The organism is Nonomuraea sp. AD125B (assembly GCF_041402765.1).
Lineage (GTDB): Bacteria > Actinomycetota > Actinomycetes > Streptosporangiales > Streptosporangiaceae > Nonomuraea > Nonomuraea bangladeshensis.
The window spans coordinates 508,873-524,861 of sequence record NZ_JBGLOU010000006.1 but is presented as its reverse complement, the minus strand read 5'-3'; the positions used below and the strand labels follow the sequence as shown (position 1 = coordinate 524,861).

15 protein-coding genes and 1 pseudogene are annotated in these 15,989 nt (G+C 74.2%); 11 read left to right on the top strand and 5 right to left on the bottom strand.

Features of this window, described 5'->3' with window-relative positions:
* Positions 1–821: IclR family transcriptional regulator (locus ACBR40_RS19385; RefSeq protein WP_371249618.1), on the bottom strand; the 821-nt coding region annotated here is incomplete at its 3' end.
* Between the two features lie 119 nt (positions 822–940).
* On the opposite strand from ACBR40_RS19385, the gene ACBR40_RS19380 reads away from it, so the two are divergent.
* The 9 genes and pseudogenes from ACBR40_RS19380 to ACBR40_RS19340 all read left to right on the top strand — a co-directional run bounded on the left by ACBR40_RS19380 (position 941) and on the right by ACBR40_RS19340 (position 9,290).
* Positions 941–1,693, top strand: coding sequence for a CoA transferase subunit A (locus ACBR40_RS19380; RefSeq protein ID WP_364444911.1), 753 nt, complete (start codon positions 941–943; stop codon positions 1,691–1,693).
* The gene (locus ACBR40_RS19375) at positions 1,690–2,319 is read left to right on the top strand and encodes a CoA transferase subunit B (protein WP_344218294.1); all 630 of its coding nucleotides are present in this window, start codon (positions 1,690–1,692) and stop codon (positions 2,317–2,319) included. Before ACBR40_RS19380 ends, ACBR40_RS19375 begins: the two co-directional genes overlap by 4 nt.
* Positions 2,316–3,461, top strand: a complete 1,146-nt coding sequence (locus tag ACBR40_RS19370; RefSeq protein ID WP_344218296.1) for a thiolase family protein — start codon at positions 2,316–2,318, stop codon at positions 3,459–3,461. Before ACBR40_RS19375 ends, ACBR40_RS19370 begins: the two co-directional genes overlap by 4 nt.
* 6 nt (positions 3,462–3,467) lie before the next feature.
* Positions 3,468–4,220, top strand: a complete 753-nt coding sequence (gene pcaH / locus ACBR40_RS19365) for a protocatechuate 3,4-dioxygenase subunit beta (protein ID WP_344218298.1) — start codon at positions 3,468–3,470, stop codon at positions 4,218–4,220.
* Positions 4,217–4,747: a protocatechuate 3,4-dioxygenase subunit alpha gene (gene pcaG, locus ACBR40_RS19360; protein ID WP_344218300.1), complete on the top strand. Its 531-nt coding sequence runs from the start codon at positions 4,217–4,219 to the stop codon at positions 4,745–4,747. Before pcaH ends, pcaG begins: the two co-directional genes overlap by 4 nt.
* Positions 4,734–5,942 carry a 3-carboxy-cis,cis-muconate cycloisomerase gene (gene pcaB, locus ACBR40_RS19355; RefSeq protein WP_371249617.1) on the top strand — a complete coding sequence of 403 codons (1,209 nt, stop codon included), beginning with the start codon at positions 4,734–4,736 and terminating at the stop codon, positions 5,940–5,942. Before pcaG ends, pcaB begins: the two co-directional genes overlap by 14 nt.
* 2 nt (positions 5,943–5,944) lie before the next feature.
* On the top strand, positions 5,945–7,042 hold the full coding sequence (gene pcaC, locus ACBR40_RS19350) for a 4-carboxymuconolactone decarboxylase (RefSeq protein ID WP_371249616.1): 1,098 nt from the start codon (positions 5,945–5,947) through the stop codon (positions 7,040–7,042).
* 198 nt (positions 7,043–7,240) lie between these two features.
* Positions 7,241–8,451, top strand: a pseudogene (locus ACBR40_RS19345) (RNA-guided endonuclease InsQ/TnpB family protein); the annotation flags it as partial.
* Between the two features lie 110 nt (positions 8,452–8,561).
* Positions 8,562–9,290: a TylF/MycF/NovP-related O-methyltransferase gene (locus tag ACBR40_RS19340; RefSeq protein WP_344218306.1), complete on the top strand. Its 729-nt coding sequence runs from the start codon at positions 8,562–8,564 to the stop codon at positions 9,288–9,290.
* Here the strand turns inward: ACBR40_RS19340 and ACBR40_RS19335 are convergent.
* Positions 9,229–10,215, bottom strand: a complete 987-nt coding sequence (locus ACBR40_RS19335; RefSeq protein ID WP_371249615.1) for a 1-aminocyclopropane-1-carboxylate deaminase/D-cysteine desulfhydrase — start codon at positions 10,213–10,215, stop codon at positions 9,229–9,231. The genes ACBR40_RS19340 and ACBR40_RS19335 overlap by 62 nt on opposite strands.
* A 141-nt stretch (positions 10,216–10,356) precedes the next feature.
* Here ACBR40_RS19335 and ACBR40_RS19330 point away from each other — a divergent pair, with 141 nt between their 5' ends.
* Together ACBR40_RS19330 and ACBR40_RS19325 are read left to right on the top strand one after the other, a co-directional pair.
* Positions 10,357–12,501 carry a GAF domain-containing SpoIIE family protein phosphatase gene (locus tag ACBR40_RS19330; protein WP_344218310.1) on the top strand — a complete coding sequence of 715 codons (2,145 nt, stop codon included), beginning with the start codon at positions 10,357–10,359 and terminating at the stop codon, positions 12,499–12,501.
* Between the two features lie 79 nt (positions 12,502–12,580).
* Positions 12,581–13,837 carry a cytochrome P450 gene (locus ACBR40_RS19325; RefSeq protein ID WP_371249614.1) on the top strand — a complete coding sequence of 419 codons (1,257 nt, stop codon included), beginning with the start codon at positions 12,581–12,583 and terminating at the stop codon, positions 13,835–13,837.
* A 12-nt stretch (positions 13,838–13,849) separates the two neighbouring features.
* Here the strand turns inward: ACBR40_RS19325 and ACBR40_RS19320 are convergent, their stop codons facing one another.
* The 3 genes from ACBR40_RS19320 to ACBR40_RS19310 are packed head-to-tail and all read right to left on the bottom strand — an operon-like array spanning position 13,850 to position 15,921.
* Positions 13,850–14,236 carry a VOC family protein gene (locus ACBR40_RS19320; RefSeq protein WP_371249613.1) on the bottom strand — a complete coding sequence of 129 codons (387 nt, stop codon included), beginning with the start codon at positions 14,234–14,236 and terminating at the stop codon, positions 13,850–13,852.
* Between the two features lie 42 nt (positions 14,237–14,278).
* Positions 14,279–15,286: a MaoC family dehydratase gene (locus ACBR40_RS19315; RefSeq protein ID WP_371249612.1), complete on the bottom strand. Its 1,008-nt coding sequence runs from the start codon at positions 15,284–15,286 to the stop codon at positions 14,279–14,281.
* Positions 15,283–15,921: a MarR family winged helix-turn-helix transcriptional regulator gene (locus ACBR40_RS19310; RefSeq protein WP_371249611.1), complete on the bottom strand. Its 639-nt coding sequence runs from the start codon at positions 15,919–15,921 to the stop codon at positions 15,283–15,285. The genes ACBR40_RS19315 and ACBR40_RS19310 overlap by 4 nt, the downstream gene beginning before the upstream one ends.
* Positions 15,922–15,989: the final 68 nt, after the last annotated feature.

The following is a 15,989-nucleotide window of genomic DNA, read 5'->3' as shown; positions in this document are numbered from 1 at the left end:
CCCCCTGCCGCCGAGCCCCCACCCGAGCCCCCACCCGAGCCTCCGCCCAAGCCTCCGCCCGAGCCCCCACCCGAGCCTCCGTCCGAGGCCCCGCCCAAAACGCCCGAGCCCCCGTCCCGGTCACCGTTCGCGGGCGGGCGGGTGAGGGCCGTCTCCATCTCGGTCACCGTCGCGCGCAGCCGGGGCAGGGCGTGCGCACGCAGCCCGTCCGCCGTGTGCCTGCTGGTGTGGCTGACCACGCTGAGCGCGCCCACGGCCCGCCCGTCCGGGTCACGTACCGGCACCGCGACGGCCACCAGCCCCGGCTCCACGAGCTGGTCGTCCACGGCCCACGGCGCGGCCGGGTCGAGCAGCGCGAGCCCGGCCGCGCACCGGTCGGCGGGCAGGAGGTCGCCGACCCGGAAGGCCACGGACATGGTGCGCCGCCGGGTGAACTGCGCGATGAAGCGCACCCCTTCCCCGTCCGGCACGGCCAGCGACACCGACTCGTCGAGCTCCTCGGCCAGCCGCCGGGCCGCCGGCGACAGGGCGTCGCGGAGCCCGCCGCCCGCGAGGTACGCCTCCCCCAGCTCCATCAGCGGCGGCGCGAGCCGTACCTCCCGCCCGTCGAGCCGCAGGTAGCCGAGGTGGGTGAGGGTGGCGAGCACCCGGTCCACCGCGCTTCTCGCGAGCCCGGTCGCGCGGACGAGGTCGGTCGCGGCCATGGGCCGTCCCGGCTCGTCCGCCAGCACGCGCAGCACGGCGAGGCCGCGTTCCAGGGTTCCGGGTTCCGGGGTTCCGGGTTCCGGGGTTCCGGGTTCCAGACTTCCGGGCGCTTTCATCCGGTCACTCCTCCGGTCGAGTGAGCTCCTTTGACAGGCCACCCCTCTTTACGGATACTCGACAGCACAATAGTGGACAAAAGTTCACTATGCGAACACTCCCGGTGAATTGGAGCGTCGTGCGGAGAGACAAGGTGGTGGCCTCGGCCGAGGAGGCGCTGGCCGACGTGCGGGACGGCGCGTCGTTCGCGGTCGGTGGGTTCGGGCTGAGCGGCATCCCGAACGTGCTGATCCAGGCCCTCTACAACACCGGCGTGACCGGCATTTCCGTCGTGTCGAACAACTGCGGCGTGGACGGCGGCGGCCTCGGCGTACTGCTGGCCGCCGGCCGCATCGCGCGGGTGACCGCCTCCTACATCGGCGACAACAAGGAGTTCGCCCGCCAGTACCTCGGCGGCGAGCTGGAGGTCGAGCTGACCCCGCAGGGCAGCCTCGCCGAGCGGCTGCGCGCGGGCGGCGCCGGCATCCCCGCCTTCTACACCCCGGCCGGGGTCGGCACGCCCGTCGCCGACGGCGGGCTGCCGCTGCGCCACAACCCGGACGGCTCCGTCGCCGTGGCCTCGCCGCCCAAGGAGGTACGCGAGTTCGACGGCCGCCCGTACGTGCTGGAGCACGGCATTACGACGGACTTCGCGCTGGTGCGCGCGGCCAAGGGCGACCGCCACGGCAACCTCGTCTTCAACAAGTCCGCGCGCAACTTCAACCCGCTGGCCGCGATGGCCGGGCGCGTCACGATCGCCGAGGTCGAGGAGCTGACCGAGCTGGACCCCGACGAGGTCCACCTGCCGGGCGTCTTCGTCCAGCGCGTCGTCGCGCTGACCCCCGAGCAGGCCGCCGACAAGGGCATCGAGAAGAGGACCACCCGATCATGAGCTGGACGCGGGACGAGATGGTGGCGCGCGCGGCGGCCGAGCTGCGCGACGGCGACTACGTCAACCTGGGCATCGGCCTGCCGACCCGCATCCCGTCGTTCCTGCCCGACGACGTGGACGTGATCCTCCACTCGGAGAACGGCCTGCTCGGCGTCGGCCCCTACCCGTACGAGCACGAGGTCGACCCCGACCTGATCAACGCGGGCAAGGAGACGGTGACCGTACGGGAGGGGGCGTCGTTCTTCGATTCCTCGCTGTCGTTCGGGATGATCCGCGGCGGGCACATCGACGTGGCGGTGCTGGGCGCGATGCAGGTGTCGGCCACGGGCGACCTGGCCAACTGGATGGTGCCCGGCAAGCTGGTCAAGGGCATGGGCGGGGCGATGGACCTCGTGCACGGCGCGCGCAAGGTCATCGTGATCATGGATCACACGGCCAAGGACGGCTCGCCGAAGATCGTCACCAGGTGTTCGCTGCCGCTCACCGGGCAGGCGTGCGTCCACCGCGTCATCACCGACCTCGGCGTGCTCGACGTCACCGGGGACGGGCTGCGGCTGGTCGAGACCGCGCCGGGCGTGAGCGTCGAGGAGCTGCGCGAGCGTACGGAAGCCGAGGTCCTGGCATGAAGACCGTCTACGTCGTGGACGCCGTCCGCACCCCGTTCGGCCGCCACAACGGCGCGCTGGCCGGGATCCGCCCCGACGACCTGGCCGCGCACGTGGTCAGGGCCGTCGCCGAGCGCAACGGCGTCGAGGCCCCCGACGAGGTGATCCTCGGCAACGCCAACGGCGCCGGCGAGGAGAACCGCAACGTCGCCCGCATGGCCGCGCTGCTCGCCGGGCTGCCGGTGAGCACGCCGGGCGCGACCGTGAACCGGCTGTGCGGCTCCGGCATGGAGGCGGTCATCCAGGCGTACCGGATGATCGCGCTCGGCGACGCCTCCACCGTGATCGCGGGCGGCGTCGAGTCGATGACCCGCGCCCCCTGGGTGCTGCCCAAGCCCGAGCGGGCCTTCCCCGCGGGCGGCACGGAGCTGGTCTCCACCACGCTCGGCTGGCGCCTGGTCAACCCGAACATGCCCGCCGAGCACACGGTGCCGCTCGGCGAGGGCGCCGAGCTCATCGCCGACAAGCACGGCATCACCCGCGAACAGCAGGACGCCTACGCCCTGGCCAGCCACCAGAAGGCGGCCAAGGCGTCCTTCGAGCGCGAGATCGTCCCCGTCGGGGACGTGAGCAGGGACGAGGGCATCCGCGAGGACAGCTCGCTGGACAAGCTCGCCCGGCTCAAGCCGGTCTTCCGCAAGGAGGGCACGGTCACCGCGGGGAACTCCTCCCCGCTCAACGACGGCGCGGCGGCGCTGCTGCTCACCGACGAGGACGGGCTGGGCGGCCGCGAACCCCTGGCGCGGATCACCGCCGGCGCCGCCAGCGCTCTCGAACCCCGCTACTTCGGCCTCGGCCCGGTCGAGGCCGCGAAGCGGGCGCTCGCCAAGGCCGGCCGCACCTTCGCCGACCTCACCACGGCCGAGCTGAACGAGGCGTTCGCCGCCCAGACGCTCGGCTGCCTGGCCGAGCTGCCCGATCTCGACCCCGCCCTGGTCAACCCCGAGGGCGGCGCGATCGCGCTCGGGCACCCGCTCGGCGCCTCCGGCGCCCGCGTCACCGGCGCCGTGGCGCACCGCCTCGCGGCGGCCGGCTCCGGCGTCGGCCTGGCCTGTCTCTGCATCGGCGTCGGCCAGGGCCTGGCCGTCGTACTGGAAAGGTAGCCCCGCATGATCCCACCCCCCTCGCAGGCCGACATCGACCGCGAGATCGCCGAGCTGCACGAGGCGCACGCCGGCGAGGAGCAGCACCAGCCGCTGCGCGACTTCGCCCCCTACCGCAGCAGCATCCTCCGCCACCCGAAGCTGCCGGCGCTCGCGGTCAAGGACCCCGAGGCGGCCGAGCTGGCCGGGCCCGTGTTCGGCGTCTCCGACGTGACCGCGCTCGACTCCGACCTGACCAAGCAGCACCTCGGCGAGCCGCTCGGCGAGCGGATCACCGTGCAGGGCCGGGTGCTCGACCGCGACGGCCGGCCGGTACGCGGCCAGCTCGTCGAGGTGTGGCAGGCCAACGCCGCCGGCCGCTACCCGCACCAGCGGGACGACCACCCCGCCCCGCTCGACCCCAACTTCTCCGGGGTCGGGCGCTGCCTGACCGACGACGAGGGCCGATACCACTTCACCACGATCAAGCCGGGGCCGTACCCGTGGCGCAACCACGTCAACGCCTGGCGGCCGGCGCACATCCACTTCTCGGTGTTCGGCACGGCGTTCACGCAGCGGCTGGTCACCCAGATGTACTTCCCGGGCGATCCGCTGTTCCCGTTCGACCCGGTGCTGCAGTCGGTGACGGACGAGCGGGCCCGGCAGCGGCTCGTGTCCGCCTACGACCACGACCTGTCCGTGCCCGAGTTCTCGCTGGGCTACCGCTGGGACATCGTCCTCGACGGCCCGGCCGCGACCTGGATGGAGGAGGGACGATGACGAAGCCGACCCCGTCGCAGACGATCGGTCCGTTCTACGGCTACGCGCTGCCGTTCCCCGGCGGCGGCGACCTCGCCACCGGCGGGATCACCGTCCAGGGGTACGTCTACGACGGCGCCGGCGCGCCGGTGCCGGACGCGCTGCTGGAGTTCTGGCAGGCCGACCCGTCGGGCGACCTGCGCGGCCGGCCGGGCTCGCTGCGCCGCGACCCGGTCACCGGGGCCGTCATCGGGCGGCACGGGCTCGACTTCACCGGCTTCGGCCGGGTGCCGACCGACGCCGACGGCCGCTACGGGTTGCGTACGCTCATGCCGGGTAACGGCTACATCAGCGTGTGCGTCTTCGCCCGCGGCCTGCTGGACCACCTGTTCACCCGCGTCTACTTCGACCGCGACGCGGCCTTCCTGGACACGGTGCCGGCCGAGCGGCGGGAGACGCTGCTGGCCGTGCCGGAGCGCGAGGACTTCTACCGCTTCGACATCCATCTGCAGGGCGAGAAGGAGACGGTCTTCCTTGACTTCGGTTGACCCGGGGACTTCGGCTGACCCGGACGCCGATCTCGGCCTGCTGTCCCCCATGCGGGGCGCGGCCGAGGAGACCGGTGACGTCGCCGTGCTGCGCGCCCTGCTGGACGCCGAGGTCGCGCTGACCCGCGCCCAGGCGGCGCTCGGCCGGGCGCCGCGGGAGGCGGCCGAGGCGGTGGCGGGGGCGGCGCGGGTGGCGGCGTTCGACCTGCCGGGGCTCGTGGCGCGGGCGCGTTCCGGCGGCAACCCGGTGATCCCGCTCGTGGAGGACCTGCGCGCGGCGGCCGGGCCGTACGGCGCGCACGTGCACCGGGGCGCGACCAGCCAGGACATCATGGACACCGCGCTCATGCTGGTGGCCCATCGGACGCTGGGCCCGGTGCTGGCGGACCTCGGCCGGGTGGCCGGGGACCTCGCCGGGCTGGCCGCCGCGCACCGCGACACCGTGATGGCCGCGCGGACGCTCACCCAGCAGGCGGTGCCGACGACGTTCGGGCTGAAGGCGGCGGGCTGGCGCAAGCTGGTCCTGGACGCCCGCGACCGGCTGCGCACCGTTCGCGGCGCCCTGCCGGCGCAGCTCGGCGGGGCCGCGGGCACGCTGGCCGCCTTCCACCCCGACGCCGCTGAGGCCGCCTTCCACCCCGAGCAACCGGAGCCGGAGCCGGAGCCGGGCGAGGACCCCGGGCTGCGGCTCGCCGCACGGTTCGCCGCCGAGCTGGGGCTGGCCGAGCCGGTGCTGCCGTGGCACGTGCTGCGCACGCCGGTGGCCGACCTCGGCGGGGCGCTGGCGTTCGCGTCGGGCGCGCTCGGCAAGCTCGCGGCCGACGTGCTCGTGCTCTCGCGTACCGAGGTGGGCGAGCTGTCCGAGGGCGTCGGCGGCGGCTCGTCGTCCATGCCGCACAAGCACAACCCGGTCCGCGCCACCATGATCGCCGCCGCGGCGCGGCAGGTCCCCGCGCAGGCCGCCGTCCTGTACGGCTCGCTCGCCGCCGAGGACGAACGCCCCTCCGGCGCCTGGCACGCCGAGTGGCAGCCGCTGCGCGAGTGCCTGCGCCTGGTCGCCGGGGCGGCCCGCGACGCGGCCGAGCTGGTCGCCGGGCTGCGGGTGCACCCCGAGCGCATGCGCGCCAACCTGACCCTGTCCGGCTCCACGGGCTCCGCCCGCGCCCTGGTGGAGCGGGCTCTCAAGGAGGACTGACGATGTTGCACCACCGGCTGGACGGCCCGGCGGACGGCGAGCCGCTGATCCTCGGCCCGTCGCTCGGCACGTCCCTGCGGCTGTGGGAGCCGCAGCTCGCCGCGCTGGCGCGGACGTTCCGGGTGCTGAGGTTCGACCTGCCGGGCCACGGCGGCTCCCCTGCGGCCCCGGTGGCCACGGTCGAGGACCTGGCCGCCCTGGTGCTGGAGACGGCCGGCGCGGCGGGCTTCGCCACCTTCCACTACGCGGGCGTGTCCATCGGCGGCGCGATCGGCGCGACCCTGGCACTGCGCCACCCCGGCCGGGTGCGCTCGCTCGCGATGGTCTGCTCCTCCGCCCGCTTCGGCGAGCCCGCGTCGTGGCACGAGCGGGCCCGGCTGGTGCGCGCCGAGGGCACCGGCCCGCTGCTGGAGAGCACGGCCGCCCGCTGGTTCGCCTGCCCGCCGCAGCAGGCTCTGCTGGACGACCTGGCCGCCGCCGACCCCGAGGGGTACGCCGCCTGCTGCGACGCGCTGGCGACCTACGACGTGCGCGCCGAGCTGGCCGCGATCAAGGCTCCCACCCTGGTGGTGGCGGGCCGGGACGATCCGGCCACGCCGCCCGCGCACGCCAGGGAGCTCGCCGACGGCATCCCCGGCGCGACGCTCGTGGAGCTGGCCGGCGCCGCCCACCTGGCCCCCGCCGACCAGCCGGAACGCCTGACCGCCGCGCTGCTCGCCCACCTGCCCGCCCACCTGACCGCCACGCCCGGCATGCGGGTGCGGCGCGAGGTGCTGGGCGACGCGCACGTGGACCGGGCGGTGGCCCGTACCACGTCGTTCACCAGGGATTTCCAGGACTTCATCACCCGCTACGCCTGGGGCGAGATCTGGACCAGGCCCGGCCTCGACCGGCGCACCCGCAGTTGCGTCACGCTGACGGCGCTGGTCGCCCACGGCCACCTGGACGAGCTGGCCATGCACGTACGGGCGGCGCTGCGCAACGGGCTGACCCCGGACGAGATCGGCGAGGTGCTGCTGCAGAGCGCCGTCTACTGCGGCGTCCCGGCCGCCAACGCCGCCTTCGCCGTCGCCCAGCGCGTCCTGTCCGAGGAGGAGTGACCCCAACCTTGTACGGCAATCGGTGACGGCGGGGTCACGCTACGGTCGTCAGATGCCTCCGAGGAGACCCCCGCCTTCAGGCGGGGGAGGAATCGGACTCCTGCGCAGCAGGGCAGGAGCAGGCGTTACGCCGCCAGGCGAACCGTCGTCTTTCCTGATCGGCCGGTGCGCGAGTGATCTCGCACATAGAATCGAAAGGTGGCGCAGCTCGTGAAGCGGGCCTACAAGTACCGCTTCTACCCGACCCCCGAACAGGCCGAACAGCTTGTCCGGACGTTCGGCTGCGTGCGCCTGGTCTACAACAAAGCGCTCGAAGAGCGAACCCGCGCCTACACCCAGGACGGGCGCGGTGTCTCCTACACCGAATCGTCCGCGACGCTTACCGCATGGAAGAAGACACCCGAGCTGGCGTTTCTGAACGAGGTGTCATCGGTGCCGCTCCAGCAGGCACTCAGGCACCTGCAAGCGGCGTTCGCGAACTTCTTCGCCCGCCGCGCGAAGTATCCGACGTTCAAGAGCAAGAAGAGAGCGCGGGCGTCGGCCGAATACACCCGTTCGGCGTTTCGCTGGCGCGAGGGCCGGCTCACCCTGGCCAAGATGGGCGCGCCGCTGGACATCGTGTGGTCGCGCCCACTGCCTGAGGGAGCTGAGCCGTCCACGGTCACCGTGTCCAGGGACGCCGCTGGTCGGTGGTTCGTGTCCCTCCTGGTCGAGGAGAAGATCACGCCATTGCCGCCCGTCGAGCAGTCCGCGGGCCTGGACGCTGGCCTCACCGCGCTGCTCACGCTGTCGTGCGGCGAGCAGATCGCCAACCCGCGTCACGAGCGTCGTGAGCGACGTCGGCTGGCCAAGGCGCAGCGGGCGCTGGCCCGCAAACAGAAGGGATCGAACAACCGGGCCAAGGCCCGGCTGAAGGTGGCACGGGTGCATGCCCGGATCGCCGACCGCAGGCGCGACTACCTGCACAAGGTCACCACCCGGCTGGTACGCGAAAATCAAGTGATCGCCGTGGAAGACCTGGCCGTCCGCAACCTGCTCAAGAACCACGCGCTGGCCCGCGCCATCTCCGATGCCGGCTGGCGAACGCTGCGCAGCATGCTGGAGTACAAATCCGACTGGTACCGCCGCACGCTGGCGGTCGTGGACCGCTTCTTTCCCTCCTCCAAGTTGTGCTCGGTCTGCGGAGCCCTGCAGGAGGAGATGCCGTTGAGCGTCCGGGTGTGGGTCTGTGCGTGTGGCGCGGTGCATGATCGGGAGGTGAACGCGGCCCAGAACATGCTGCTCGCCGCCGGGCTGGCGGAGAGCTGAAACGCCTGTGGAGCTGATGTAAGACCTCAACGAGAGTCGCCCTCTCGGGCGGGCGACCGGCGATGAAGCAGGAAAACCGACCGGCGACGGTCGGAATCCCCCTCATTCATGGGGGGAGGATGTCAAACTGCTGTGCGTATTCAGGCGTGGTCCGCACCCCACCCTTACTGATTGCCTCGCCTCAGCGCGAGCGACTGCGAAGGGGTTACGCATGTCAGAACGCACCATGCTCGACGGCAGCTGGTTAACCGGCGCTCCCGGCGAGTGGGACGGGCTCAGGAACAAGGTCACCTATCCGTCCCGGGCGCAGGTCCTGGAGCTGTCGGTGCAGCTCTCGCGGCCGGTGCCCGGCCACATCGTCGAGTTCGGCGTCTGGAAGGGCTACTCCACCCGGGTCATCAGGGACGAGCTGTGGCGGGCCCGGCTGTGGGAGCGCCGGCAGCGGCGCAAGCGCATCTACGCCTGCGACTCGTTCGAGGGGCTGCCGGAGGGCTACGAGAACCTGCCGGCCGGCACGTTCGCGACGCCGGTGCCACGGCTGAACGGGGTGCGGGTCGTCAAGGGGTTCTTCGCCGAGTCGCTGACGCCCGCGCTCGCCGCCGAGGTGGGCCTGGTCAGCCTGGCGCACCTGGACGCCGACCTCGAATCGGCCACGGCGTGCGCGCTGGACTGGCTGACGCCGCTGCTCGCCGACGGCGCCCTGCTGCTGTTCGACGAGTTCTACGGCGAGGACCCGGCCGAGTGCCGGGCCTTCGTGGACTGGAGCGCGCGCTCCGGCGTGCGGACGGCGCTGCTCGCGCTGTTCGGCAGGGAGCCGAGCGGCAAGGGCGGCATGACCGACCGGCGGGCGCTGTTCCAGGTGATCGGCAGGCGGCAGCTCAGCAAGGCTCCGCCGCTGCCGCCGGTCCGGCTGCGGCGTCGCCTGGCGTCCCGCTGGTGAGCCAGCCGGCGTAACGGGAGGCGAGCAGGCCGGGCAGCCCGCCGGTGTGCACGAACACCACCCGCGTGCCTCTGGGCGTCTCGCGCACGGCGGCGAACAGGCCCGCCATGGCCTTGGCCGTGTAGACCGGGTCGAGCAGCAGGGCCTCCGTCCGCGCGGCCGCCCGCAGCGCGTCCAGGCCGGCGTCGGTCGGCTCGCCGTACGCCTCGCCTGCCTGCTCGGTGTCCAGGCGGCAGCGGCCCCGGGGCGCGGGCAGCCCGGCGAGGGCGGCGGCCTCGGCGGCCAGCTCCTGGACGGCGTCCGCGAGGCCGGGCCGGGCGCCGACGTCCACGCCGAGCACCTTGCCGTGGTCGCCGAGCCCGGCCGCCAGCCCGGCCTGCGTGCCGCCCGAGCCCGCGGCGACCACGACCAGGCCGGGGTCCAGGCGTTCGGCGAGCTCGCGGCCCACGTCCGCGTACGCGGCGGCGCCGAGCGGTGAGGAGCCGCCGATCGGGATGGCGTACGGCCGCCGGCCCCGCGCCGCCAGGGCCCTGGCGTGCTCCTCGATGGCGGCCTCGGTCTCGGCGTACGGCAGCGGCCCGCCGTCCAGCCAGTGGATGCCGGCGCCGAGCACGCGGTCGAGCAGCAGGTTGCCGCTGTCGTCACCGGGCGTGAGCAGCAGGTCGCAGCCCATTCCGGCGAGGTTGGCGGCGGCGGCCGTCATCCTGGCGTGGTTGCTCTGCGCTCCCCCGCCGGTGACCAGGTGGTCGCAGCCCTTGGCCGCCGCGTCGGCGACGATGGCGGCGAGCTTGCGCGCCTTGTTGCCGCCGCCCGCCAGGCCGGTCAGGTCGTCCCGTTTGACCCACAGGTCGTCGGGGCCGAGGCCGAGGCGGCGGGCCAGGCGGGGCAGCGGGTGCAGCGGGGTCGCGGGAACCGGAAGGATCACCGGCCCATCGTGTCCGGGTGGCGGCGGATCGGGCAAGCGGATGGGGGATGTTGAGCGGAAGGTGAGCAGTTCGCTACCTGTTTGCGGGGTATCCTGCCCATGTGGGGGGTTTTACGCTGCTTTGCTGCTCACCATGCGTGAGTGGAGAAGCGGACGGCTGAGCCGGTGCGGGAGCACGCCGCGCCCCGGCCGGGCCGGGCCGGCCTGGACGACCTGCTGATCCAGGCCATCACCGGCGCGGGGGCGCACATCGGCACCGTCTACCTCCTGGCCGACGACGGCCGGGTGCTGCTGATGGACGTCCAGCTCGGCATGCCCGAGCCGATCGCCATGTCCTGGGCCAGGCTCCGGGTCGGCGATCCCATACTGGTCTCCAGGGCCGTGCGCGAGGACCGCCTGGTCTGGGTCTCCGGGCGGGAGGACCTCGCGCGGCAGTTCCCCTCGGCGGCGCTCTCGCTGCCCTACCACTTCGCGGCCGCCGTCTCCCCCATCCGCGGCGGCGGGCGCGTCTGGGGCGCGCTGCTGCTGGTCTGGCCCGCAGGATACTCGCACACGCTGTCACGGGAGCAGCGCGACGTGCTCGACGCGAGCTCCGCCGCCCTCGCCCGCCTGCTCCAGCGGGAGGCCGACCGGGGCGAGCCGATCACGCCGGGGCCGCGCCCGCGCACACTCAACCCGCGTCCCGCCCGCGCCGCCGACACCGCCTCCCAGCTCATCGCGCTCCAGGCGTTCAACCGGCTGCCGGAGGGCTACTGCTCGATCGACGTCGAGGGCCGCATCTCGCTCATCACCGCGCCGGCCGCCGAGATGCTGTCCGTCTACACCTCCGAGCTCCAGGGCGAACGCCTCGGCGAGGCGCTGCCCTGGCTCGACGACCCGCTCTACGAGGACCTCTACCGGTCGGCCGTGGTCAGCGGCCGGGTCACCGCGTTCACCGCCCGCCACCCGTCGGGGCGGCTGGTCACCTTCCGGCTCTTCCCCGGCCTGACCGGCGTCACCCTGCGCATCACGCCCGGCGGGCAGGACCACGACCCCGCGGAGCGGCCGCCGCCGCACGAGATCGGGCAGCCGACCCGCATCATCGCCCTGCACGAGATGCTGCACCTCGCGACGACGCTCGCGCGGGCCGTCACCGCGCAGGAGGTGGTCGACCTGGTCGCCGATCACGTCATGCCCGTCTACGACGTGCAGGCGCTGGCCATCCTCACCTCCAAGGGCGGGCGGATGCGGGTGGCCGCCTCGCGCGGCTACACCCGGCAGGCCGTCGCCGAGTTCGACGGCCGGCCGGCGATCCCGCCGGCGCCCGGGCGGCGGCCGTACGACGCCGCCCGGCCGGCCTTCTTCGAGAGCTGGGACGAGCTGCGGGGGACGTACCCGGACGCCGTCGCCTCCGACGACATGAAGGCGTGGGCGTTCCTGCCGCTGGTGACCTCGGGGCGGCCCATCGGCACCTGCGTCCTCGCCTACGACCGGCCGCACCGCTTCGACTCCGACGAGCGGGCCACGCTGACCGCGCTGGCGGGGCTGATCGCGCAGGCGTTCGAGCGGGCCCGGCTCTACGACGTCAAGCACCAGCTCGCCCAGTGCCTGCAGTCGAGCCTGCTGCCGCGTACGCTGCCGGAGATCCCCGGGCTCGACCTCGCCGCCCGGTACGTCCCCGCCACCCCCGGCATGGACATCGGCGGCGACTTCTACGACCTGATCCGGCTCAGCGACACCCAGGCCGCGGCCGTCATCGGCGACGTCCAGGGCCACGACGTGACCGCCGCCGCCCTCATGGGGCAGGTGCGCACCGCCGTCCGCGCGCACGCCACCGCCGGCGCCTCCCCCGGCGAGGTGCTGGCGCACACCAACCGGCTGCTCATCGAACTCGCCCCCGACCGCTTCACGAGCTGCCTGTACGTGAGCGTCGACCTGGAGCGGCACACCGCCTGCCTGGCGAGCGCCGGTCACCTGCCGCCGCTGCTCGGCCGGCCCGGCGCGCCCACGCGGGTCGTCGACAGCACCCCGGGCCTGCTGCTGGGCATCGACCCGGAGGCCGAGTACGCCGTCCTCGACGTCGACCTGCCGCCCGGCAGCGTGCTGGTCCTCTACACCGACGGCCTCATCGAGCAGCCGGGCCTGGACCTCGGCGACGCCATCCGCCACCTGGCCGAACGCTTCAACCCCACCGAGGACGGGCCGCTGCCGGCCCTGGCGGACTCGCTCATCGAGCCGGAGGCGCAGGAGCAGCGCATCGACGACTGCGCCGTCCTGCTGCTGCGCCCCGCCGCCACCGGCCCCTGACCCCGGCCGCATGGGGGCGGAGCGGGAGGGGAATGCCCTTCTACGCCCCTGCACCCGCCTGCCGCCGGGAGGCTGACCCGTGGCCACGACCCTGACGTCCGCGGAGGAGGCGGGGCGCTGCCTCGCCACGCCGGCCGCGTACACCGACGAGGCACGCCTGCACGAAGCCCTGGCGCTGCTGCGCCGCGAGTCGCCCGTGCGGCGGGTGGAGGCCGACGGCTACCGGCCCTTCTGGGCCGTGACGCGGCACGCCGACGTGCTGGAGATCGAGCGGGACAACGCGCTGTGGCTGAGCGCGCCGCGGCCGGTGCTGCGCCGCGCGGAGGTGGACGCCGTCCTGGAGGCGCAGCGGGCGCGCGGCGACGGGCTGAAGACGCTCGTCCACACCGACGACCCCGAGCACCGGGCGCTGCGCGCGATCGGCGCGGACTGGTTCAGCCCGAAGGCGATGCGCGAGCTCCGGGCGCGGGTGCGGGAGCTGGCCAGACGGTACGTGGACCTGCTGGCCGAGCACGGCGGCCGGTGCGACTTCGTACGGGAGGTCGCCGCGCACTACCCGCTGCGCGTCATCCTGTCGCTGCTCGGGCTGCCGGAGTCGGACTTCCCGCTGATGCTGCGGCTGACGCAGGACCTGTTCGGCCAGGACGACGACAGCCGGCGGCGCGGCGAGGGGGCGGCGGCCCACACGTCGGTGCTGGCGGACCTGCTCGGCTACTTCCGCGAGCTGACCGCGGCCCGCCGCGCCCGTCCGACCGGCGACCTGGCCTCGGCCATCGCCAACGCCCGGGTGGACGGCCGGCCGCTGAGCGACGCCGACGCGGCCTCGTACTACGTCATCATCGCCACGGCCGGGCACGACACGACCACCTCCACCATCGCGGGCGGCCTGGAGGCGCTCGTCCGGCATCCTGGCGAGCTGCGGCGGCTGCGGGAGGACCCCGGGCTGCTGGCCCCGGCCGCCGAGGAGATGATCCGCTGGGTGAGCCCGGTGAAGGCGTTCATGCGGACGGCGGCGGCCGACACGGTCGTGCGGGGGACGCCGATCAGGGCCGGTGAGTCGGTGCTGCTGTCGTACCCGTCGGCGAACAGGGACGAGGAGGTGTTCGACGGCCCGTTCCGCTTCGACGTGGGCCGGACGCCGAACCGGCACCTGGCGTTCGGGGCGGGGGTGCACTACTGCCTGGGGGCGGGGCTGGCGCGGATGGAGATCCAGGCGCTGTTCGCCGAGCTCGTCCCCCGGCTGGCGGAGGTCGGGCTGGACGGCGAGCCCGCCTGGCTGGCGACGACGTTCGTGGGCGGGCTGAAGAGCCTGCCCATCCGGTACACGCTGCGCTGACGGGGCCGTCGTTCAGCGGTGGTCGCGGCGCAGCGGGTGGTCGGGCGGCACCTCCACCAGGACGAGACGGTGGCCGTCGGGGTCGGCGATCCACAGCTCGACCAGCCCCCACGGCTCGCGGCGGGCCTCGCGCAGCACCTCCACGCCGGCCTGACGCAGGCGGGCCTCCTCGGCGGCCACGTCGCGCACCTGGAGCCACAGCGACACGCCGCCGATCTCACCCTCGTCGGACTGGCCGGACAGCTCCAGGAAGCCCTGCCCGAGGAAGAACACCGTGCCGGGGTGCTCGGGCGGGCCGAACTCGCGGTAGACGGCCAGGCCCAGGGTCTCGGCGTAGAAGCGGCGGCTGCGCGCGGGGTCCCGGGGGCGCAGCAGCATCCGGCTGCTCAGCACGTCCATGCCGCACCCCTTCCCGCCGGGAGGGAGCCCCAAGCCCCGCCCTCAGGCGAGCACGGCGGCGAACCGCCAGTCCAGCACGTCACGGGGCGCGCCGTCCGGCCCGGTCGCGGCGACGAGCGAGCGCAGGTGCGCGAGGCCGCCGCCGCCTGGCAGCGGCTCGCACCGCTCGACGATCACCTCGCTGGTCAGCGTGTCGCCCTCGTGGACCGGCCCGAGGTGGTCGCAGCCGTGCCAGCCGGCCACGGTGACCAGGTTGGGCAGCGCGCGGACGGCCTGGGAGAGCGCGAGCCCGATCGTGTGCCCGCCGTAGACCAGCCGCGGGCCGCCGCGGCCGTCGTGGTGCGCCTGGGCGATGTTGAGGGTGAGGCGGGCCAGCTCGGGGGCGGCCGACACCACGTCGCCGCCGCTGACCCGCCGCCGCTCGCCCGCGCGCAGGCCGTCGAGGTGCGGGCCGGGCACCAGGGCGGCGTACCGGTCGAGCCGCCAGCCGGCCACCGCCGCCGCGAGGCCGCCGTCGTCCTCGATCGGGTCGCCGATCCGGTCGAGGTCGGCGTCGTGGCCGGTGTCCGCCTCCTGGTCGCGCAGCGGCAGCATGGCGCAGCGCCAGAAGTCGAGCACGGGGCGGCCGTCCTGGTCGTCGGTGGTGATCCGCAGCGCCGCGAGGCCCGTCGGGCGGCGGCCGGGGCGGGGCCGGTTCTGGCGCAGCGCGACGACCTCCGTACGGGTGCGCAGCGTGTCGCCGAGCACCGGGAAGCGGCGGAAGACCAGCCCACGGTAGAACAGGTTGGCCTTGACGTGGTGGGTGACCAGCGTGGACTGGCCGATCGCGACGTCCCACACGAGCGCGGGATGCGCCAGGGGCGGCCCGCCGGTGACCTCGCGGCACAGGTGGGCGTCGAGCGGCAGCCGCAGCCGGTCGCCGCAGATCGCCTGGTGGGCGGCGGCGTGGCCGGCGGTGAGCGTGAGCCCAGGGGCGCCGTCGAAGATCTGTCCCGGCGCCAGCTCGTCGAAGAAGGGGCCTTCGGCCACCAGGGCGTCCGCCGCGCTCATCGTCCGGGTCCTTCCGTGGTGAGGGGCGGCCTGGCCCGCAGGATGCGGACGAGCAGCCCGGTCAGTTGCTCGCGCTCGGCGGGCCCGAGCGTCGCGAACCACTCGCGTTCCCTGCCGGTCTGCTCGGCGAACGCCTCCCGCACCGCCGTCTCGCCCGCCGGGGTCAGCGCGACGACGACCGCGCGGGCGTCGCCCGGCACGGGGCGGCGTTCGGTCAGGCCGGCGCGTACGAGGGTGTTGACGGCGTTGGTGACCGCCGAGCGGGACATCGCGGAGATCTCCGCCAGCCGGACCGGCTGCGTGGGGCCGAGCAGCCAGAGCTTGAACATCAGCCGGAAGCCGGGCAGCGTCCAGCCGCGCGGGCGGTGGATGCGCGTCTCCAGGTCGGTGACCAGCAGGTAGGCGAGCTGGAGGAGGTGGTAGGCCAGCGCGAACGCCTCGGCGTCGGCGGGCGGCGGCATCCCGGCCAGGCGCTCGCGCGCGTAGGCGGCGTAGCGCAGATCGGGCGGCGCGTCAGCGGCGTGCAGATCCGGCGCGTCCGCGCCGCGCGGATCCGGGGGCGCGTCCGTGGCGCGCATGTCCAGTGGCGCGTCCGTGGCCTGGCTGCCGGGGTCTCCCGCCCCTGTGTCGCTCACCGGTCAAGTCTTGCGCAGGCGCGGACCACTCCGACATATTGTTTCGGCCATAACAATCCACGAGGAGG

Bases quoted from the DNA above. Each gene is read 5' to 3' on its own strand.
- ACBR40_RS19375 (WP_344218294.1), top strand. From the start codon at position 1,690: ATGAGCTGGACGCGGGACGAGATGGTGGCGCGCGCGGCGGCCGAGCTG.
- ACBR40_RS19370 (WP_344218296.1), top strand. From the start codon at position 2,316: ATGAAGACCGTCTACGTCGTGGACGCCGTCCGCACCCCGTTCGGCCGC.
- pcaH (WP_344218298.1), top strand. From the start codon at position 3,468: ATGATCCCACCCCCCTCGCAGGCCGACATCGACCGCGAGATCGCCGAG.
- pcaG (WP_344218300.1), top strand. From the start codon at position 4,217: ATGACGAAGCCGACCCCGTCGCAGACGATCGGTCCGTTCTACGGCTAC.
- pcaC (WP_371249616.1), top strand. From the start codon at position 5,945: ATGTTGCACCACCGGCTGGACGGCCCGGCGGACGGCGAGCCGCTGATC.
- ACBR40_RS19340 (WP_344218306.1), top strand. From the start codon at position 8,562: ATGTCAGAACGCACCATGCTCGACGGCAGCTGGTTAACCGGCGCTCCC.
- ACBR40_RS19320 (WP_371249613.1), bottom strand. From the start codon at position 14,236: ATGGACGTGCTGAGCAGCCGGATGCTGCTGCGCCCCCGGGACCCCGCG.
- ACBR40_RS19315 (WP_371249612.1), bottom strand. From the start codon at position 15,286: ATGAGCGCGGCGGACGCCCTGGTGGCCGAAGGCCCCTTCTTCGACGAG.